The sequence below is a fragment of the Salipiger sp. ABN3_019 genome, from assembly GCF_056158605.1.
Genome location: NZ_JBSWTP010000009.1, coordinates 1,500,003 through 1,519,554, shown reverse-complemented (window position 1 = coordinate 1,519,554; position 19,552 = coordinate 1,500,003). Strand labels below are relative to the sequence as shown.

17 protein-coding genes are annotated in these 19,552 nt (G+C 65.6%); 14 read left to right on the top strand and 3 right to left on the bottom strand.

The genetic code is table 11. The annotated features are described in order from the left end of the window. Positions 1-71: 71 nt before the first annotated feature. Positions 72-1,730 carry a helix-turn-helix domain-containing protein gene (locus tag ACXAD2_RS15500; protein ID WP_475171713.1) on the bottom strand — a complete coding sequence of 553 codons (1,659 nt, stop codon included), beginning with the start codon at positions 1,728-1,730 and terminating at the stop codon, positions 72-74. Positions 1,731-2,015: 285 nt separating this feature from the next. Beyond that, a complete protein-coding gene (hemA, locus tag ACXAD2_RS15495; RefSeq protein WP_066105487.1) occupies positions 2,016-3,239 on the bottom strand; it encodes a 5-aminolevulinate synthase in 1,224 nt (407 codons plus the stop codon). 399 nt (positions 3,240-3,638) lie between these two features. Here hemA and ACXAD2_RS15490 point away from each other — a divergent pair, with 399 nt between their 5' ends. Next, on the top strand, positions 3,639-5,033 hold the full coding sequence (locus ACXAD2_RS15490; protein WP_475171710.1) for a M20/M25/M40 family metallo-hydrolase: 1,395 nt from the start codon (positions 3,639-3,641) through the stop codon (positions 5,031-5,033). 320 nt (positions 5,034-5,353) lie between these two features. Further along, positions 5,354-5,896 carry a hypothetical protein gene (locus ACXAD2_RS15485; RefSeq protein WP_475171709.1) on the top strand — a complete coding sequence of 181 codons (543 nt, stop codon included), beginning with the start codon at positions 5,354-5,356 and terminating at the stop codon, positions 5,894-5,896. Between the two features lie 103 nt (positions 5,897-5,999). Here ACXAD2_RS15485 and ACXAD2_RS15480 read toward each other — a convergent pair whose 3' ends face one another. Continuing rightward, positions 6,000-6,872: a glycosyltransferase family 2 protein gene (locus ACXAD2_RS15480; protein ID WP_164182516.1), complete on the bottom strand. Its 873-nt coding sequence runs from the start codon at positions 6,870-6,872 to the stop codon at positions 6,000-6,002. 125 nt (positions 6,873-6,997) lie between these two features. On the opposite strand from ACXAD2_RS15480, the gene ACXAD2_RS15475 reads away from it, so the two are divergent. The 12 genes from ACXAD2_RS15475 (at position 6,998) to radA (ending at position 19,509) form a co-directional block, all read left to right on the top strand. Continuing rightward, complete coding sequence (locus ACXAD2_RS15475) at positions 6,998-7,783, top strand: hypothetical protein (protein ID WP_475171708.1); 786 nt, start codon at positions 6,998-7,000, stop codon at positions 7,781-7,783. A gap of 120 nt (positions 7,784-7,903) precedes the next feature. Then, a complete protein-coding gene (locus ACXAD2_RS15470) occupies positions 7,904-9,094 on the top strand; it encodes a cytochrome b/b6 domain-containing protein (protein WP_475171706.1) in 1,191 nt (396 codons plus the stop codon). A 288-nt stretch (positions 9,095-9,382) separates the two neighbouring features. Continuing rightward, complete coding sequence (gene pyrC, locus ACXAD2_RS15465; RefSeq protein WP_475171705.1) at positions 9,383-10,420, top strand: dihydroorotase; 1,038 nt, start codon at positions 9,383-9,385, stop codon at positions 10,418-10,420. Positions 10,421-10,652: 232 nt separating this feature from the next. Continuing rightward, positions 10,653-11,330 (top strand): orotate phosphoribosyltransferase, encoded by a 678-nt coding sequence (locus tag ACXAD2_RS15460; RefSeq protein WP_475171703.1) that lies wholly within the window; start codon positions 10,653-10,655, stop codon positions 11,328-11,330. A gap of 274 nt (positions 11,331-11,604) precedes the next feature. Next, entirely contained in the window at positions 11,605-13,092 is a 1,488-nt protein-coding gene (locus ACXAD2_RS15455) for a replicative DNA helicase (RefSeq protein ID WP_066107040.1), read from the top strand. A gap of 233 nt (positions 13,093-13,325) precedes the next feature. After that, entirely contained in the window at positions 13,326-14,363 is a 1,038-nt protein-coding gene (gene alr / locus ACXAD2_RS15450) for an alanine racemase (RefSeq protein ID WP_475171700.1), read from the top strand. Continuing rightward, positions 14,360-15,166, top strand: a complete 807-nt coding sequence (locus ACXAD2_RS15445; RefSeq protein ID WP_475171698.1) for an MlaE family ABC transporter permease — start codon at positions 14,360-14,362, stop codon at positions 15,164-15,166. The genes alr and ACXAD2_RS15445 overlap by 4 nt, the downstream gene beginning before the upstream one ends. Next, complete coding sequence (locus ACXAD2_RS15440; protein WP_475171695.1) at positions 15,163-15,918, top strand: ABC transporter ATP-binding protein; 756 nt, start codon at positions 15,163-15,165, stop codon at positions 15,916-15,918. The genes ACXAD2_RS15445 and ACXAD2_RS15440 overlap by 4 nt, the downstream gene beginning before the upstream one ends. After that, a complete protein-coding gene (locus tag ACXAD2_RS15435) occupies positions 15,915-16,304 on the top strand; it encodes a hypothetical protein (RefSeq protein WP_475171691.1) in 390 nt (129 codons plus the stop codon). Before ACXAD2_RS15440 ends, ACXAD2_RS15435 begins: the two co-directional genes overlap by 4 nt. Before the next feature lie 112 nt (positions 16,305-16,416). Beyond that, entirely contained in the window at positions 16,417-16,875 is a 459-nt protein-coding gene (locus tag ACXAD2_RS15430) for a paraquat-inducible protein A (RefSeq protein ID WP_475171688.1), read from the top strand. A 256-nt stretch (positions 16,876-17,131) separates the two neighbouring features. Further along, entirely contained in the window at positions 17,132-17,929 is a 798-nt protein-coding gene (locus ACXAD2_RS15425; RefSeq protein WP_475171686.1) for a DNA repair protein, read from the top strand. Positions 17,930-18,141: 212 nt separating this feature from the next. Then, positions 18,142-19,509, top strand: a complete 1,368-nt coding sequence (radA, locus tag ACXAD2_RS15420; RefSeq protein ID WP_066107038.1) for a DNA repair protein RadA — start codon at positions 18,142-18,144, stop codon at positions 19,507-19,509. Positions 19,510-19,552: the final 43 nt, after the last annotated feature.

Sequence of the window (19,552 nt, the reverse complement as noted above, 5' to 3'; positions counted from 1 at the left end):
CCAGAGGGGCCCTGCCTCGTCCGCAAGGGAAAGGATCGCGATGGCGTGAGCGTGTGGCGGGCCGGATGCGCTCAGTCGGCCCGCACGTCGCTGGAAAGCTCGGCCACCACCCGCTCGAGATCGGCGTCGCGGCTGATGTCGGCGACCTTATAGGCGCGGGTGAGGTTATCGACCGAAAGCTGCAGGTTCTTGGTGACCGTACCGCTAGCGCCGACCGGACCGTAGGTCTGGCCGTTGACCGCGAAGTAGACAGCCCCAGACTTGCCGACGCGCAGGCTGGCGGGGTCCTGCGTGGCAGGCGCGGTCCAAGTGTCCCCGGCGCGCATGGTCTTCTCGAAGATCACCGAGCCATCGGCGGCGCGCACGCGCACCCATGCCGGGCGCACGGCGATCATCGTCACACCAGGCGCGCTGTCCTGAAGCACCTTGGGCGCGCCGGGCTGCGTTGCGACCTCGGCACCGGCCTGCGCAAGCTGAACCTGCGGCGCGGCGGCGGGCACGATGCTCTCGTTCAGTTTGGCGAGCACACGCTGCAGATCGCCATCCTGCTGCGGTTCAGCAGGCTGATAGGCGGCGCTCACCACTTCGGGCACCAGTTCCACATCGCGGGTCACCTGCCCCTTCGGCCCGAGCGGGCCGAGGGTCTGACCGTTGGTCGCCAGATAGAGCGCGCCCGACTCGCCAACGGTGAGCTTGGCGCTTTGCTGGCCCTCGGGCACGGTCCATGTGTCGCCGGGCTCCATCACCCGCTCGTAAAGCACGTTGCCGCTGTCGCCGCGCACGCGCACCCACGCGGGACGCACGGCAAGCAGCGTCACGCTCTTGCTGTCCAGCACCGTACGCGGCAGCGCGGTGGCGCCGGGCTGCTGCGCCGCCGGGCCAGCGAGACCGGCCACCTGCAGCGCCGCATCGGCGGGATTGGTATCGACCTGCGGCAACTGGTTGCGCGACGCCTGCGCGAAGGCGCCCACGGTCGACGGATCGAGCGAGGAGATCGGCGCATCGCGGGCCACCAGAACCGGAACGTCCAGCGCCTTGGGCCGGTAGAGCCGGTCCAGCGCCTCGTTCGACGGCGGCGAGAAGGGCCCTGCCCCCTCGGCGCTGGCGACGTCTTCGCCGCCCGCGTCTTCGGTGATTTCCTCGGCACCCTGCACCGGGTCGAGATCGCTCAGCACCAGCGGGGTCTGATCCACCGGCGCAACCTGCACGCGCTGCACTTCGCGCAGCACCGCAAAGCCGCCGTAGCCGATCCCGCCCAGCAGGGCGACCAGCACCAGCAGCGAGCCGATGGCGCCCGGCTCGATCCGCGAGAAGAAGCTGTCACCCGCAGGCACGAAGGGCATGCGCGGCTGTTCAAAGATGTCACGGGCCATCGGCGCGGGCAGATCGCCCTTTCCCTTGCGGATCGTCGAGGCCTTTTCGGACATGCCATGCGCGACGGCAAAACCGCTCTCTTCGCAGAAGAGGCGATAGCATTCGTCCGGGTCCATGTTCAGGTAACGGGCGTAAGAGCGCACATAGCCAGCGATGAAGCCGGGTGTGTCGAACGCCGAGGGATCGCAGTTCTCGATGGCGGCGATGTAACTGGCTTTGATGCGCAATTCCCGCTGCACGTCGAGCAGGGATTTGCCCATCGTCGCGCGTTCGCCGCGCATCACATCACCAAGTTGCAACGTAAAATCATCGAAGCCCCGCGGAGTTGTCTCCGCGTCGAGCTGTTCATCAGACATACGAGGGGAATTACGCCCTATCATGCGTTCCGCCTTGTGCTCCACCGTCCCAGACTGCGCCTGCCAAATCACGGGCTCGCGATTCGGGTCGCGGCCTTTATTGATGGTAGGTTAGCACAGAACAACTAAAATGACAGAATTTCAGGGTTACATCGGCGTTGATCTGCGCAGGCTGCGTGGGTTTTCCACAATCAACTTGTGGCAACGCCAGAACAAAACAAGTCCCCGCGATTTAGGAAACCGCAGGGACCGCATTGGTTGAGTTAGCGCCGGAAGCGATCGCGCTCAGGCGCTGAGTTCCTGACGGTTAAGCGCGCAATGCGACCAAAGCTCGTCCATGGCGCGCACCAGCTTGTCCATCTCGTCAGGGCCATGCACCGGCGACGGGGTGAAGCGCAGACGCTCGGTGCCGCGCGGCACGGTCGGGAAGTTGATCGGCTGCACATAGATGCCGAAACCGTCAAGCAGCATGTCCGACAGCTTCTTGGTGTGCACCGGGTTGCCGACGATCACCGGCACGATGTGCGAGCCGTGATCGATGATCGGCATGCCAAGCCCTTTGAGCCGCAGCTTGAGGATCTTCGCTTGGGTCTGGTGCCGCTCGCGCAACTCCTGATCCTGCTTGAGATGCGCGATGGACGCCGCCGCCCCTGCCGCCACAGCGGGCGGGATCGAGGTGGTGAAGATGAAGCCCGGCGCGTAGGAGCGCACCGCGTCACACATCTTCGCCGAGGCCGCGATGTAGCCGCCGAAGACGCCAAAGGCCTTGCCCAGCGTGCCATTGATGATGTCGAGCCGGTGCAGCAGGTTGTCGCGCTCGGCGACACCGCCGCCGCGCGGGCCGTACATGCCCACCGCGTGCACCTCGTCGAGATAGGTCAGCGCGCCGAACTCGTCGGCGAGATCGCAAAGCGCCTCGATCGGGCCAAAGTCGCCGTCCATCGAGTAGACCGATTCAAAGGCGATCAGCTTCGGCGCGGCGGGATCATCCGCCTCCATCAACTCGCGCAGGTGCTGCACGTCATTGTGGCGGAAGATGCGCTTGGCGCCGCCGTTGCGCTTGATGCCCTCGATCATCGAGGCGTGGTTCAGCTCGTCCGAATAGATGATCAGGCCAGGGAACAGCTTCGGCAGCGTCGAGAGCGTCGCGTCATTGGCGATATAGGCCGAGGAGAAGACCAGCGCGGCCTCTTTCTGGTGCAGGTCGGCCAGTTCAGCCTCGAGCCGCTTGTGATAGACCGTGGTGCCCGAGATGTTGCGCGTGCCGCCAGACCCGGCGCCGGTGGCGTCGATGGCTTCGTGCATCGCGGCCAGCACAACCGGGTGCTGCCCCATCCCAAGGTAATCGTTCCCGCACCACACGGTGATCGGCATCTCGCTGCCGTCCGCTTTGCGCCACGTCGCGTGGGGGAAACGGCCGTTCTTGCGTTCGATGTCGATGAAGGTGCGATAGCGGCCCTCGGCATGCAGGCGGTCAAGGGCTTCGTCGAGCTTCGCGGTGTAGTCCACCGGTATCTCCTTCCTTCATCTATTGTTGGCCGCGTTTGTCGCGGCGCCCATGTGGTCTCAGGGCCACATTCACGGTTTGGATTGGATACCGACCACGGCGCTCCATGTCCACGCTTTAGAACGAGACTAAGCGTCGCGCCCTTGATTTGAATCAAGACTTTCGGAGTAATGTTTCAAGGTCGGGTTTCCCATACTGTTCGCGTGACGCGCATCAGCGCAGCCTGTGACCCGAAAGCAGCCGCGGCGAAACGCCCGCAGCGGCACATGAAATCCCGCCACTGCCCCTTGCTTTCAACGCCCGTTCTGCGCTTGGAGGCGTGAAACGCCCCGGACCTGCGCGCTCTGGACAGTGCCGGGCCGGGTGGTAGGCTCCGCGCAACTCTCAAGAAGGAGCGCCCCATGGCTCAAGAAAACGTGTCTCTCGACACTGTGCTCAGCAAAATCGACGACGACCTTCCGGCCTCGCTCGATCGTCTGCTGGACCTGCTGCGAATCCCCTCGATCTCGACCGACCCCGAATATAAGGACGCCTGCGACAAGGCCGCCGACTGGCTGGTCGCCGATCTCGCCAGCATCGGCATCGAAGCCAGCAAGCGCCCCACCCCCGGCCATCCGATGGTTGTGGGCCATGTGGACGGACCGGGCCCGCACGTGCTGTTCTACGGCCACTATGATGTGCAGCCGGTCGATCCGCTGAACCTTTGGAACCGCGACCCCTTCGATCCGGCCATCGAGGAAACCGCCAAGGGCAAAGTCATCCGCGGCCGCGGCTCGTCGGACGACAAGGGCCAGCTGATGACCTTCATCGAGGCCTGCCGCGCGTGGAAAGCCGTGCATGGCTCCCTGCCCTGCAAGATCACCTTCTTCTTTGAAGGCGAGGAAGAGAGCGGCTCGCCCTCGCTGATCCCCTTCATGAAGGAGAACGCCGAAGAGCTGAAAGCCGAGATCGCGCTGATCTGCGACACCGGGCTGTTCCAGTCCAAGACCCCGGCGATCATCACCCGCCTGCGCGGGCTGCTCGGCGAAGAGCTGACCATCAAGGCCGCCGACAAGGACCTGCACTCGGGCATGTATGGCGGCGTCGCGATGAACCCGATCCGCGTGCTGACCAAGATCCTCGGCGGGCTCTTCGATGAGAACGGCACGATTCAGGTGCCCGAGATCTATGAAGGCGTGCCTGACCTGCCGCCCGAGATCCTCGATCAGTGGAAATCGCTGAACTTCGACGATGCGGCCTTCCTTGGCGGCGTCGGCCTGTCGCAGCCGGCGGGCGAGAAGGATCACCTGCCGATCGAGATGATCTGGTCGCGCCCCACCGCCGAGATCAACGGCATCTGGGGCGGTTACACCGGCGCGGGCTTCAAGACCGTGCTGCCCGCCGAAGCCTCGGCCAAGATCAGCTTCCGCCTCGTTGGCACGCAGGACCCGCAGGCGATCCGCAAGAACTTCCGCGCCTGGGTCGAGGCGCAGGTGCCGTCCGACTGCTCGGTCGAATGGAAGGACCACAGCTGCTCGCCCGCGTCCGAGATGAACACCACCCACCCCGGCTTTGAGGCGGCGCGCAAGGCGCTCGGCGACGAATGGGACGATCCGGCGGCTTATGCGGGCTGCGGCGGCTCGATCCCGATCGCTGGCTACTTCCAGAACATCCTCGACATGGATGCGATGTTGGTGGGCTGGGGCAAGGACGACGACCAGCTGCACTCGCCGAACGAGAAATACGACCTCGAATCCTTCCACAAAGGGATTCGCAGCTGGGCCCGGATCCTCGATGCGATGGCCAATGCTGCTTAAGATTTAGGTAATATTTTCGGCGGGGCGACGAATTTTCGCCCTGCCAACCCCCGTGTTTGCAAGAATTTTAGTGATGCCTTGTCAGACAGGCGACACATCTCAAAGCCCTTATTTTTACGGCTCTCTGACGCACCCATCCGAAGGGATAGGTGAGCGGCGCGAACGGATCGCCAATTTCGCCAAGAAGATATCCAGTCCGAGCCATATTCGCCGCCACATTTCGCCACAATCCATTCCTACCGTCGATTCTAACGGGAGCGTCACGACCGCCCCGGTCGGCAGAAAGCCGGCACGAATTTGGCAGAAGGAGCTGGGAATTGATGAGAGCCTACGCCATCCGCAAGATGACCCACGCCGATTTCGACGCCCGCGTGAAGCGCGTCGATCCGAAATTCGCCCGCTTCGGGCATCAGGCCGGCGCGGCAAGCACCGCGCGCGCCGCCAAGCGCCCGATCCTTTCAGGTCTCGTTGGGTTTGTCTGGGCCGGGATCGTCATCGCCGTCGCCCGCAACCAAGCTCAGATCGCAGACAGCCTCGCGCAGGGCAGCCTGCCGCAGGAATATCACGTCTACGTCTTTGGAATGCTCGCAGCGCTGCTCGCCGTCTCCGGCGTGGTCGCGGTCATGCACCTGCTGCGCTGCGTCGGCCGTCGCGCCGGGGAGCGCGGCAACTCGCTCAGCCTCGTCACCGGGATCGTCGCCGCCGTGGTTCTGACGCAAGTGCCCGCCGAAGTCTATGAAACCGGCCTTGGCCTGCTTGATGAGAACTCCCGCAATGTGATGCTCGCCGCCGGTAACTCGGTGCGCGGCCCGGCGGGCCTCGAGCTCAGCGGCACCACTTTCCTCAGCTCGCTGGGCAACTGATCCACCGCGCCGGGGGACCCCGGCCCGTAGAAGACCACCCGGAATATAGCCCCGGATAAGACCACCGCTCACGACCTATTTAACGAACCCCTCAGAGCGCGGCTCAGAACAGGCCGAAGAACCTGTCGGGCAGACAATACTGCCGCGCATCCTCGGGTCGGTCGAACTGCCAATAGCCCGTCTCGCCGCGCGGCGCCCAACTGCGATGCATGCGCCGCCGAACCTGCGCGAAGTCGAACCCCTCTTGCATCGGCAGCTCGGCAAATCCTTCGAACAGCGCCCGATCCTCGCCCCGCGCCTCGGCAAACCAATGCCGCCCGATCGCCGCCTGTTTCACCCCCACGCCCACAGCCTCTGTCACCGCGTTGCGCCGGTCCATGGCCGCCACATATTGCGCGAAATCGCAGTACTTTAGGTGGAAAAGATAAAGCGGCTCCGGCGTGAACAGTTTCGATGCCTGCGTGTAATGCCCGCCCCGCGCGATCTTCGTGCCCAGCGACAGCACGCAGGGCTTGGAATAATGCGGCGCAAGCCGCACGTGGCGGCGCGGGCCAAGGATGCTGTCTGTCAGTTCGGCCGGTTCGCGGTCGATCCGGTGCACCACCTCCAGCCCCACCGGCGTCAGCACCCGGCGGATGGGCTGCTGCGCGAGGAAATCCAACAGATTGCCCTCTGCCGGGTCCAGCACCACCAACTCGTCCACATCGCCGACGATCACATGCCGGTAGTAGCTGCGCAGCCCGTTCACCAGACCGTTGAGCAGCCGCCAGCGCTTCATGTCGAAGTTCGGATGCGGATCGCCGGGAATGCCGATGAGGTTGCAGCCCTGCGCCAACTCGGCAAGATCAGCGCTGCGTCCGTGGTTGACGATATAGCAGTTCTCACGCCCCAAAAGACGCCCGTAATGGCGCAGCCACGCCTCCAGAAAGAACCTATCGTCGCGCACCATGGTGACGGCGGCGGCCACGGTCTGCATGTCGGTCTCCTCGCTTTGCCGCCCCGGCGGCCCCTGTAAAGCCCGAGCATAGCGCCTTGTGGTAAAAAGAGAATCGCCAATCGACCGCGCCGCCGTTATCGTGCCATGCAAAGCACGAGGCCCAGATGATCACGCAGGAGTTCCGCAGCACCGGCTGGCAGTTCCATCTGCCCGCGCCGCAGACGCCCAGCATCCCCCGCCGTTCTCCCGCGATCACCCGCTATCAGGTGTTTGGCGAGCGCAGTTCCGGCACCAACTTCCTCAAACGGCTGATCGGTCGCAACACGCCTCTTACCCCGACAGAGGATCTGGGCTGGAAGCACGGCTTCCCGCAGATGACCGCCATCCCGCAGGACGTGCTGATCCTGTGCGTGACACGCAATGCCGCCGATTGGGCGCGCTCGATGCATGCGCGCCCGTGGCACTGCCCGGCGCCGATGCAGCGCCTGCCGTTTTCCGAGTTCCTGCGCGCCGAATGGGCCACCATCGCCGACCGGCCGCGTTATTTCCCACAGGTCGCGGCGCTGGGGGGCGTGGGTCAGCCGCTGCAACACGACCGCCACCCGCTTACTGGCGCCCCGTTCCCCGATCTTTTTGCCCTGCGCCGCGCAAAGCTGCAGGGGCTGCTGAGCTTCTTCAACCGCGGCGGCGCGCTGCTCTTTTGCCGTCTGGAGGCGGTGCAGGCCGCGCCAGAAGGTTTCCTGACGGCGCTTCGGGGCAGCCTCGGCCTGCCCGCGCCCGAGGGTCCTTTCCGCCCGGTGCACAAACGCCTCGGCAGCCGCTTCCTGCCCGCCGTGGACGAGCCGCGACCGCAGACCCCGGCGCATCTGTCCGAGGCGGACCTCGCCTTCCTGCGCAGCCGCCTTGATCTGCCGCTGGAGGCGGCGCTCGGCTACAGCTACGAGGCTTGAACCAACGGCGCGCACGGGATCTGTGCATCCGCGCAAATTGCGCGGCGCCGCGGCATGACCGATCTTCCGGAAAACCGCTTCCCGAGCCCCAAACCCGCTTCCCGAGCCCCGGAGACCCTGATGTCCCTCGCCAACACCAAGACCGCCTATGGCGCCGTCACGCGCAGTCTGCACTGGCTGACCGCGCTCGGCATCCTGATCATGATCCCGCTGGGCTGGATCGCCCATTTCGCGCCGTGGGAGACCGAGGCGCAGCTCGCCGTGAAAGCGCAGCTCTTCTCGGCGCATAAGACCATCGGCGTCGCGCTGTTCTTCATCGCGCTGTTCCGCATCCTCTGGGCGCTGACCCAGACCAAACCCGCGCCGCTGCACCCCGAGCGCCGCGCCGAAGTGCTGGCGGCAGAAAGCGTGCACTGGCTGCTTTACTCGGCGCTGGTGATCGTGCCGCTGTCGGGCTGGATCGAACATGCCGCCACCGAGGGCTTTGCGCCGATCCTCTGGCCCTTCGGTCAGGACCTGCCTTTCGTGCCAAATTCCGACAGCGTCGCCGAAACCGCCGCCTCGGTGCACTTTCTGGCGCAATGGCTGCTGGTGGCGGCGCTGGCGCTGCATGTGGCCGGGGCGCTGAAACACGCGGTGATCGACCGTGACGGCACGCTGGCGCGCATGCTGCGCGGCGCCGAGGGCGGCAGTCATGGCGCGTCGCATGTGGTGCTGCGCCCGGTGGCCCTCGCCCTCGCCGCATGGGTGGCGGTGATCGGCGGCGGCGCGGCGGCGGGCATGTTCAGCACCGAAGAGAGCCCCGCCGCGCCGCAACTGGCCGAGGCCCAGTCCGACTGGCAGGTCACCGAGGGCACGCTTGCCATCAGCCTCGTGCAGATGGGCAAGGAGATCGAGGGCAGCTTTGCCGATTGGACCGCACAGATCGCCTTCGAGCCGCGCGAGACCCCGGGCAAGGCAGGCGAGGTCACCGTGCAGATCGCCATCCCGACGCTGACCCTCGGCTCGGTCAGCAAACAGGCCATGGGCGCGGATTTCTTCAACGCCGAAGAGCATCCCACCGCCACGTTCACCGCCGATATCCTGCGCGCTGACAGCGGCTATGAGGCCCAAGGCACGCTGACCCTCAAAGGCGCTGAGGTGCCGGTCACCCTGCCCTTCGATCTGACGCTGGAGAACGGCACGGCCACAATGCAGGGCAGCACCACGCTCGACCGTCGCAACTACGAGATCGGCGGCAGCATGAACGACCCCGACCAGCTGAGCTTTGAGGTCGCTGTCGATGTGGCACTCACCGCCACAAGAAACTGAAGACCCTTGAAGACCCGGCGCGGCGCCCCACCCGATGGCGTCGCGCCCGGCCGCCATGGCGTGCCATGCGTATTTGGAAAGAGAAGAAGCTCCCTTGCCACCTCCCGCTTCTTCTCTTTCAAAATACGCCGGGGGAGTCCGCGTCAGCGGACGGGGGCAGCGCCCCCTCCTGCCGCTCCGCCAGGCGCTCTGCCAGGCACTCCGCCAAGCACTCGGTGTGTCACAAAGCACCGGCAAGGCCGCGCAAGGTATCTGGCCCAGACCGCGGCGCCGTGGTACTCCGCGCGCATGACCCAGATCACGATCCGCCGCCCCGACGACTGGCACCTGCACCTCCGCGATGGCGAGATGCTGGCCGGCATCGCCCCCGAATCCGCCCGCCACTTCGGCCGGGCGATCATCATGCCCAACCTCGTGCCGCCGGTGGTGACCGGAGATGACGCCGCCGCCTACCGCGAGCGCATCCTCAATGCCCTGCCCGAAGGCAGCGATTTCACCCCGCTGATGACGCTTTACCTCACCGAGACCACCGATCCGGCGGATGTGGCGGCGGCGCATGAGAGCGGGTTGATCACCGCGCTGAAACTCTACCCCGCAGGCGCCACCACCAACTCCGCCTCGGGCGTGCGCGATTTCGACAAGGTTCGTCCGGTGCTTGAGCTGATGGCCGAGCGCGGCATCCCGCTCTGCGTGCACGGCGAAGTGGTGGACGGCGACATCGACATCTTTGACCGCGAGGCGGTGTTCATCGACCGCGTGCTCGATCCGATCCGCCGCAGCACCCCCGGTCTGCGCGTGGTCATGGAGCATATCACCACCAAGCAGGGCGTCGATTACGCCCGCGCCGGTGGCGACGATCTGGGCGCAACGATCACCACGCACCACTTGGTGATCAACCGCAACCACATCCTCGTCGGTGGCATCAAGCCGCACTACTACTGCCTGCCCGTTGCCAAACGCGAAGAGCACCGGCTGGCCCTGCGCGAGGCTGCGACGTCGGGGGATGCCAGCTTCTTCCTCGGCACCGACAGCGCGCCCCATGCTGATCCGGCCAAGGAAAGCGCCTGCGGCTGCGCCGGTTGCTTCACCGCCACCAATACGCTGTCGATCCTCGCCGAGGTCTTTGAACAGGACGGCGCGCTGGACAAGCTCGAGGCCTTCGCCTCGCGCAATGGCCCGGCCTTCTACCGTCTGCCGGTGAGCGAAGAGGTTGTGACCCTGACCAAGGGCGCGCCCGTCACCTACCCCGGCAAGATCGAGACCGGCGCCGGACCGGTGACCGTCTTTGATCCCGGTATGCCGCTGCACTGGCGGGTCGAGGACTAAGTCCAGCGGGGGCGACGCCCCCGCATGCGCTTTTGCTTTGTCGTGCTGTGCACGACGGGGGCCCTGCCCCCACAGTCACCTTGGGTTTGTCGTGCTGTGCACGACGGGGGCGCTGCCCCCGTACCCCCGGCGTATTTGCGGAACAATGAAACAGGGGCGCGGCGCGCAATGCGCCCTTCCCGAACGCGCGCTTTCGCGCTAAGGCGGGCGCGGTTTTCAAAGGAGCTGCCCCATGATCCCCTCGTCCTATCCCTCGCAAGAAGAAATGGCCCGGCTGACGGCCCGGATGCTCTGGGAGATTGGCGCGGTGCATTTCATGGGCGACGCGCCCTTCAAGCTGGCCTCGGGCCTGCCCTCGCCCGTCTACATCGATTGCCGGACGCCGATCTCGCACCCGCGCATCCGCTCGACGCTGATGGATTTCCTGACCGTCACCGTCATGCGCAACGCCGGCTTCGAAGCCTTCGACAATATCGCCGGCGGCGAGACCGCGGGCATCCCCTTTGCCGCGCTGGTGGCCGAGCGTATGGCGCTGCCGATGACCTATGTGCGCAAGAAGCCCAAAGGCTATGGCCGCAACGCCCGCATCGAAGGCAAGATGACCGAGGGCCAGCGCGTGCTGCTGGTCGAGGATCTGACCACCGATGGCGGCTCCAAGCTCAGCTTCGTCGATGCGATCCGTGAGACCGGCGCCACCTGCGCCCATACCGCGGTGATCTTCTATTACGGCATCTTCCCCGAGACCACGAAGACGCTCGGCGATCACGGGGTCGAGCTGCATTACCTCTGCACCTGGCACGATGTGCTGGCCGAGGCCAAAGAGCGTGGCGGCTTCGAGCCCGCGACGCTGGCGGCGGTCGAGGCCTTCCTCGAAGACCCGCGCAAATGGCAGGCGGAAAACGGCGCATAAGCGCATTTTCTTCGGGCGAAGAGGCCTCCTCTTCGCCCGGCACATCGCACCAAATGTTGCGAAACCCCGCGATCCTGCTACGATATCTTCACGAGCAGAACCGGGCGCCGGGCCCATTTCCGGTTATCCCGAAATAGTCCACAGAGATTTCCAGATTGGTCCGCGACCCGCGGCGCGCTATGACGCTTGAACCTGCGGGACTCGGGGGAGCCAGCGGGACATCAAAGGGACAAAAAGACGTCGGACCATGGCGACATGGGCCAAGGGGACAGGCATGAACGATCACAGCGTATTCAACGCCACGGGCGTCGAGGTCGAGCAGGCTGACACGATGCCGCATTCGATCGAGGCCGAGCAGCAACTGCTGGGCGCGATCCTGACCAACAACGATGTCTACGACCGGGTCGCGGCCATCCTCGGCCCGCAGCATTTCTACGACCCGGTGCACCGCCGCATCTTCGAGATCGCCGCAGCGCGGATCGCCAAGAACAACCTCGCGTCCCCGGTGACGCTGAAGGCGTTCATGGAAGACGACGAGGGCCTCAAGGAACTGGGCGGTCCGGCCTATCTGGCGCGCCTCGCCGGCGCCGCGGTCTCGAGCTTTGCCGTGCGCGACTACGCGCAGATGATCTACGATCTGGCGGTGCGCCGCGATCTCATCGGATTGGGCCGCGATATCTCGGCCCGCGCCACCAAGGTCGACGTGAAATCCGAGCCGCGCGAACAGATCGTGCAGGCCGAACAGGCGCTCTACAAGCTCGCCGAACAGGGCCAGACCGAGGGCGGCTTCCAGTCGTTCCTGCGCGCCGTGACCGATGCGGTGAACGTGGCCAACGCCGCCTATCAGCGCGAGGGCGGGCTGGCTGGCGTCTCGACCGGCCTTATCGACATGGACAAGAAACTCGGCGGTCTGCACCCGTCGGACCTTCTGATCCTCGCCGGGCGCCCCTCGATGGGTAAGACCTCGCTGGCCACCAACATCGCCTTCAACATCGCCAAGGCCTACAAAAAGGGCACCCGCCCCGACGGCACGGAAGGCGCCATCGAAGGCGGCGTCGTCGGCTTCTACTCGCTCGAAATGAGCGCCGAGCAGCTGGCCGCGCGCATCCTGTCGGAAGCCGCCGAAGTGCCCTCCGAGCAGATCCGCCGCGGCGACATGACCGAAACCGAGTTCCGCCGCTTCGTCGACGCGGCAAAGAGCCTCGAGGCCTGCCCGCTGTTCATCGACGACACGCCCGCCATCCCGATCGCCCAGCTTGCCGCCCGCGCACGGCGCCTGAAGCGGACCCATGGCCTCGACGTGCTGATGGTCGACTACCTGCAGCTGGTGCGCGGCACCGCCGAGAACCGCGTCAACGAGATCGCCGAGATCTCCATGGGCCTCAAGGCCATCGCCAAGGAGCTCAACATCCCGGTGATCGCCCTGTCGCAGCTCTCGCGTCAGGTGGAAAGCCGCGACGACAAACGCCCGCAGCTGTCGGACCTGCGGGAATCGGGCTCGATCGAACAGGACGCCGACGTGGTGATGTTCGTGTTCCGCGAGGAATATTACGTGGAGCGCGAGAAGCCCTCGGATGACCGGCTCGACGAAATGGCCGCCTGGCAGGAACGCATGGAGCGCCTGCACGGCAAGGCCGAGGTGATCATCGGCAAGCAGCGTCACGGCCCCATTGGCACGGTGGAACTCAGCTTCGAGGGCCGCTTTACCCGCTTCGGCAACCTCGTGCGTCCTTGGCAGAACGGCGAAGGCGACAACTTCTAAAGTCCGCCTCTTCCTCTTGGCAATAATATCCCACGGGGGTGCGGGGGTGTGAAACCCCCGCAGGGCCTTGGCTCGCCACGCCCACTCTCCGCGGCCCGCCCCCCTGCCTGCCGCCCGCCTGCTCCGCCTGCCTGCCCGCGCCAGAGGCCCTGCCCGCACAGCAGGACCGCCTCGCGCCCCACTTCGGCGCTTTCCCTCTTGACGCCCCCTGCCCGCGCGGCAATCAACGCGCCATGGCACAGGCACAGCTCACCATCGATCTCGATGCGATCCGCGCCAATTGGCGCACCCTCGACGCCCTCTCCGATTGCGAGACCGGCGCCGTGGTCAAGGCAAACTCCTACGGTCTCGGCGCTGATCGCGTCGCGCCGATGCTGGCGCGCGAAGGCGCGCGGCGGTTCTTCGTCGCCACCTGCGAGGAAGGTGCGGACTTGCGCAAGGCGCTTGGGCAGGGTCCCGAGATCAACGTCTTCGGCGGCCATATGGCGGGCGATGCGGCGCTCATCCGCGACGCGGCGCTGACCCCGATGATCAACTCCATCGAGCAGATGCTGCGCCACGCCGAAAGCCTTCCCGGCCATCCCTTCGGCGTCCAGCTCGACAGCGGCATGAACCGGCTGGGGCTCGAGGCCGACGAGTGGCTGGCCCTGCGCGACACGGCGATGAAGCAGAAGCCGCGACTGATCATGTCGCATCTCGCATGTGCCGACGAGCCGAACCACGGGATGAACGCCCATCAGCTGCGCAACTTCCGCGAAATGACCGAGGGGCTCGACGCGCCGCGCTCGCTGTCGGCCACGGGCGGCATCCTGCTGGGCAAGGACTATCATTTCGACGTCACCCGCCCCGGTATCGGGCTCTATGGCGGGCTGCCCTTCAAAGAGGCGCATCGCGTCGCCGCGCTGCACATCCCGGTGATCCAGACCCGCGAGGTGCAGACCGGCGAGTTGGTGGGCTATGGCAACGCCTTTGTGGCGCGCTCGCCGATGAAGGTCGCGACGATCTCTGCCGGTTATGCCGACGGCCTGATCCGCGCGCTGGCGCCCAAGACCTATCTCTGGGCTGGCGAGACCCGCTGCAAGCTGCTGGGCCGCATCTCTATGGACCTGATCACCGTCGATGTGACCGCCGTCGAGCAGGTGCCCGAAACGCTGGAACTGCTCGGCCCGCATCAGACCGTCGACAATCTGGCGCGCCATATCGACACCATCGGCTACGAGATCCTCACCTCGCTCGGCAACCGCTACGCGCGGGTCTACCGCGGCGGATGAGCCTTGGCGCCGCCATCGCCGCGCCGGTGATCGCAGCGCTCGGCGCGCTTGGCCGCGCGGTGCTGCGCGGCCTGGCCTCTGCCGGGCGGCTGACGCTCTTTGGGCTTTCGGCGCTCAGCCATATTCTGCGCCCGCCGTTCTATGGCCGCGAGGTTCTGCAGGCCCTGCTGCACATCGGCTGGCTGTCGCTGCCCGTGGTGGGCATGACGGCGATCTTCACCGGTGGCGCGCTGGCGCTGCAGATTTACTCCGGTGGCGCGCGCTTCAACGCCGAGGCGGTGGTGCCGCAGATCGTCGCCATCGGCATGGTGCGCGAATTGGGGCCGGTGCTGGTCGGGCTGATGATCGCCGCCCGCGTGACCTCTTCGATCGCCGCCGAGATCGCCACGATGAAAGTCACCGAGCAGATCGACGCGCTGGTCACCCTCTCCACCGATCCGATGAAATACCTCGCCGCGCCGCGCCTGCTGGCGGCGCTGCTGACCGTGCCGCTGCTGGTCGCAGTGGGCGATGTCATCGGCATCGCCGGCGGCTACGCGGTGGCCACAAGCTCGCTCGGCTTCACCCCGGTGGCCTACCTCAAGAACACGCTCGATTTCCTCGAGCCGCTGGATGTGCTTTCCTCGCTGGCCAAGGGCGCGGCCTTCGGTGGCATTGCCGCGCTGCTGGGGTGCTACTACGGCATGCATTCGGGCCGCGGCGCGCAGGGCGTCGGGCGCGCCACCAAATCTTCGGTCGAAGCAGCGGCCATCCTCATCCTTGCGGCGAACTTTTTGCTCACGGGGGTGTTCTTCTCGGCATGATCACCCTTACGAACCTGCACAAGAGCTTTGACGGAACGCCCGTGCTGCGCGGCGTCGACCTGACTGTGCCCAAGGGTAGCTCGATGGTGATCATCGGCGGCTCAGGCACCGGCAAATCCGTGCTGCTCAAATGCATCCTCGGCCTCACCACCCCCGACAGCGGGCGTATCGAGGTGGACGGGCAGGATGTCAGCCAAGGGGCCCGGGGTGCCCGCGACACGCTGATGCCGCGCTTCGGGATGCTGTTTCAGGGCGCCGCGCTCTTCGACTCGCTGCCGGTCTGGCAGAACGTTGCCTTCCGCCTGCTGCGCGGTCCGCAGCGCCGCCCGCGGCGAGAGGCGCGCGAGATCGCCATCGCCAAGCTCGCCCGCGTCGGCCTCGGCCCCGAAGTCACCGACCGCCTGCCCGCCGAACTGTCGGGCGGCATGCAAAAGCGCGTCGGCCTCGCCCGCGCCATCGCCGCCGACCCCGAGATCATCTTTTTCGACGAGCCGACCACTGGTCTCGATCCGATCATGGCCGGGGTGATCAACGCGTTGATCCGCGAGATCGTCACCGAGATGGGCGCCACCGCGCTGACCATCACCCATGACATGAGTTCGGTGCGCGCCATCGCCGATCAGGTCGCCATGCTGCATGCGGGCACGATCCACTGGAGTGGGCCGGTCGGCGAGATGGACGGTGCCACAGACCCTTACCTGCAGCAATTCATCCATGGCCGCGCCGACGGCCCAATTGAGGCCGTGCGATGAGCCTTTTCGAACCCACGCCGCTGCTGCTCTCTTTCATCCTGCTGAAAAGCTTTGGTTATCCCGCGGTTTTGGCGCTTCTGTCGCTGCTGCGCGCGCTGGGGGCCCGCGGCCCGGCGCAGCTTGCGGCCCTGCCCTCGCTGCTGATGGCTGCGCTGATGCTCTACGCCGGGCTCGCGCCGGCGCTGCAAGTCACGCAAAATCCGCTCTACCCCTCCCTGGCGCGCGCGCTGGCCTTCGGTCAGGGGCTGCCCGCCCTGCTGATCGCCTCGGCCCCGCTCGCGCTCAGCGCCTGTCTCGGCGGCCGCCGCTGGCGCTGGATCGATGCTCTGCACCTGCTGCTGGTCATCGCCCTCCTTGGCCTCTGGCTCGCCACCCATTACATCTGAGCCGCGCCTCCTGCCCTTCTTCTCTTTCCAAATACGCCGGGGGAGTCGCGCGACGCGCGACGGGGGCAGCGCCCCCCTGTCTTACCTGTCTTCCCGTAGCCCTCGGTCGCCCATGCTGAAATACGCCAATCTCGCGCTCTTCGTCCTTTACCCCATCGCTTGGACCGCGCCGCTGATGCGGGCCGGGCTGCTGCCGCTCTTCAGCCTGTCGGAAATTAGCGTGCTGTCGGGCATCGCGGCGCTCTGGCGCAGCGACATCTTTCTTGCGCTGGTGGTGGTGGTCTTTGCGCTGGTCGCGCCGATGTTGAAACTGGGCGGCCTGGCGTTGATCCAATTCGGACGCCTGCCCCGCAAGCATCTGCCGCTGATCAACGCTTTGGGCAAGCTGGCGATGGCCGACATCTTTCTGGTGGCGGTCTATGTGACGCTGATCAAGGGCATGGGCGTGGGCCGGATCGAGACCGGCTGGGGCCTCTATCTCTTCACATTCTGCGTGCTTGCGTCGCTGCTGGTCGGGCTCTGCGAGAGCCGCAAAAAGCTCCTCAAAGCGCCCTCACACGCCGCCGAGTGAGAAAATCCGAAAATTTTTCGCATTCAATCCGAGAAAAAAACTCAGGCTAAATTTCTTCGCAAGAACTGCATGAAACATGCCTTTTAGAGGCCTGAACGGCAAAGTTTTTTGGGAACAATTGCAATTCTGCCACTTGGATTGTTCGCCCTGAACCCCGACATCTCATTAAAGTTAACTTTTTTCTCTCCTTTCGGTACACTCGACCTATTCTAATCACAAACGGTTCATTCTTTGGCTTTTTCTTGGGAGTCCCCGCATGGTGTCCCAACTTCGCGACGCAGGTCTTGCCCTGCACTACATCCTGCAAAGGCTGGCATTCATCACTGTGGGTGTTGTCGGTCTTGCTCTACTCATCTGGACAGGTGCCGCTCTGGCCGGGCTCGCGCCCTGGCTTGAGATTGATCTCAGTCTCGGCGGTCAACCGGTTGAGAACGCGGGGCTCTGGGTCCAATGCACTCTTGCTGGCATTGCCCTCGTCCTGATGTCTTTTTTGCCCAATGCGGCGCATGTGATGGCGCTGGAGCGCTCGCACCGGTCGTTCCAGATCGGCATGCGCGACATCGCCCGCGCCTATACGATGTCGCATCGTGCCGACCGGGAGGGGGCGTTCAAGCTTCAGTCCGAATTCGATTCGGTGCGCGAGCGCATAGCCTATCTGCGCGATCATCCCGATCTGGCCGAGCTCGAGCCTTCGGTGCTCGAGGTGGCGGCGCAGATGAGCCATGTCTCACGCGATCTTGCCCGCACCTATTCCGACCGCAACGTCGAGCGCGCAAAGGACTTTCTCATTGCACGGCAGCAGGAGGTCGAGGATTTCAACCAGCGCATCGAGAAGGCCAAGGCCGCTGCCGTCGAGATTCGGCGCTGGCACGAGCGGCTGGAGCTTGACGAGTCGATCGCGCAGGCGCAGCTGGCGCGGCTGGTGGACGAGCTTGAGGACATCCTGCCCGAGATCCTGCCCGAAGCGACGGTCAGCCTTGACGGCCCTGCCCCCGAAGAGGTCGAGGCCCCGCAGCCCGATCGCGTCGTGACCCTGCCGCGCGCAGCGGAATGAGCAGCGGAATGATCTGTGCCGGTGGGGGCGATGCTCCCGCCGGATCATGGGCCCTCACGTCAACGCCGCGAATAAAGTAGGGGGCGCTGCCCCCTCTGCGGCTGCGCCGCATTCACCCCGGCGTATTTTCAAAGAGAAGAAGAGCTTGGCCCAACGTGATCGAGCGCGCGGCAGCGCTTGCGCCGGGCGCGGCAAGCGGGCAGAAACCGCGCATGGCCAAAGCATCCCCGAATTTCGTCTGTCAGTCCTGCGGCAATATCACCTCGAAATGGTCGGGGCGGTGCGATGCCTGCGGAGAATGGAACACCATCACCGAAGAGGTGCCGCTGTCGCAGGGCCCCTCGGGCAAGGCGCTTGGCGCAACGCGGGGCCGCAAGGTGGCGCTCTCGGATCTCGCCACCACCGAGGCCGCGCCGCCGCGCACCGCGTCGAAGATCGACGAGCTTGACCGGGTGCTGGGCGGCGGGCTGGTGCCGGGCTCGGCCATTCTGGTGGGCGGCGATCCAGGCATCGGCAAATCCACCCTGCTGCTGCAGGCCGCTGCAGCCTTCTCGCGCGCCGGTCAAAAGGTGATCTACGCCTCGGGCGAAGAGGCGCGCGCGCAGGTGCGCATGCGCGCCCAGCGTCTGGGGCTGGCCGAAGCGCCGGTGCAACTGGCCGCCGAGACCAACCTGCGCGACATTCTCACCACGCTGGAGGCTGAAAAGCCCGGGCTGGTGATCGTCGACTCGATCCAGACCATGTGGGTGGACAATGTCGCATCGGCGCCCGGATCGGTGGCGCAGGTGCGCGCTGCCGCGCATGAGCTGACCACCTTCGCCAAGCGCCATGGCACTTCGGTGATCATGGTCGGCCATGTCACCAAGGATGGGCAGATCGCCGGGCCGCGGGTGGTGGAGCATATGGTCGACACGGTGCTCTATTTCGAAGGCGAACGTGGCCACCAGTTCCGCATCCTGCGCTCGGTGAAGAACCGTTTCGGCCCGGCCGATGAAATCGGCGTCTTCGAGATGACCGGCGGCGGGCTTGCAGAGGTGCTCAACCCCTCGGCGCTGTTCCTGTCGGAGCGCGGCACCCCGGCCCCCGGCTCGGTGGTGTTTTCCGGCATCGAAGGCACCCGCCCGGTGCTGGTGGAGTTTCAGGCGCTGGTCGCCCCCACCCCGCAATCGCAGCCGCGGCGCTCGGTGGTCGGCTGGGACGGCGGGCGGCTGGCGATGATCCTCGCGGTGCTCGAAGCGCGCTGCGGCATCCCCTTTGCCGGGCTCGACGTCTATCTCAACGTCGCGGGCGGCATGAAGATCAACGAGCCGGCGGCGGATCTTGCCGTTGCGGCCGCGCTGCTTTCCGCTCGCGAGGATATTGCGGTGCCCCCGGAAACCGTTGTTTTCGGGGAAATCAGCCTCTCTGGCGCGCTGCGCCCGGTCGGCCAGACCGAAAACAGGTTGAAAGAGGCGCAAAAACTTGGTTTTTCCAACGCGATCCTGCCAAAAGGCGGAAAGGCCACGGGCAAGAGCGGCATGTCGCTCAGTCAGATGCCCGATCTGGTCACGCTGGTGGGAGAGGTGTTCGGCGCCGGATAAGGCGCGGCACCGATCAGATTTTACAAGACGAGGGGCGCGAGGC

Bases quoted from the DNA above. Each gene is read 5' to 3' on its own strand.
- pyrC (WP_475171705.1), top strand. From the start codon at position 9,383: ATGACCCAGATCACGATCCGCCGCCCCGACGACTGGCACCTGCACCTC.
- ACXAD2_RS15425 (WP_475171686.1), top strand. From the start codon at position 17,132: ATGGTGTCCCAACTTCGCGACGCAGGTCTTGCCCTGCACTACATCCTG.
- ACXAD2_RS15460 (WP_475171703.1), top strand. From the start codon at position 10,653: ATGATCCCCTCGTCCTATCCCTCGCAAGAAGAAATGGCCCGGCTGACG.
- ACXAD2_RS15455 (WP_066107040.1), top strand. From the start codon at position 11,605: ATGAACGATCACAGCGTATTCAACGCCACGGGCGTCGAGGTCGAGCAG.
- ACXAD2_RS15440 (WP_475171695.1), top strand. From the start codon at position 15,163: ATGATCACCCTTACGAACCTGCACAAGAGCTTTGACGGAACGCCCGTG.
- ACXAD2_RS15445 (WP_475171698.1), top strand. From the start codon at position 14,360: ATGAGCCTTGGCGCCGCCATCGCCGCGCCGGTGATCGCAGCGCTCGGC.
- ACXAD2_RS15485 (WP_475171709.1), top strand. From the start codon at position 5,354: ATGAGAGCCTACGCCATCCGCAAGATGACCCACGCCGATTTCGACGCC.
- ACXAD2_RS15500 (WP_475171713.1), bottom strand. From the start codon at position 1,730: ATGTCTGATGAACAGCTCGACGCGGAGACAACTCCGCGGGGCTTCGAT.
- radA (WP_066107038.1), top strand. From the start codon at position 18,142: ATGGCCAAAGCATCCCCGAATTTCGTCTGTCAGTCCTGCGGCAATATC.
- ACXAD2_RS15490 (WP_475171710.1), top strand. From the start codon at position 3,639: ATGGCTCAAGAAAACGTGTCTCTCGACACTGTGCTCAGCAAAATCGAC.
- alr (WP_475171700.1), top strand. From the start codon at position 13,326: ATGGCACAGGCACAGCTCACCATCGATCTCGATGCGATCCGCGCCAAT.
- ACXAD2_RS15470 (WP_475171706.1), top strand. From the start codon at position 7,904: ATGTCCCTCGCCAACACCAAGACCGCCTATGGCGCCGTCACGCGCAGT.
- ACXAD2_RS15475 (WP_475171708.1), top strand. From the start codon at position 6,998: ATGATCACGCAGGAGTTCCGCAGCACCGGCTGGCAGTTCCATCTGCCC.
- ACXAD2_RS15430 (WP_475171688.1), top strand. From the start codon at position 16,417: ATGCTGAAATACGCCAATCTCGCGCTCTTCGTCCTTTACCCCATCGCT.
- ACXAD2_RS15480 (WP_164182516.1), bottom strand. From the start codon at position 6,872: ATGCAGACCGTGGCCGCCGCCGTCACCATGGTGCGCGACGATAGGTTC.
- ACXAD2_RS15435 (WP_475171691.1), top strand. From the start codon at position 15,915: ATGAGCCTTTTCGAACCCACGCCGCTGCTGCTCTCTTTCATCCTGCTG.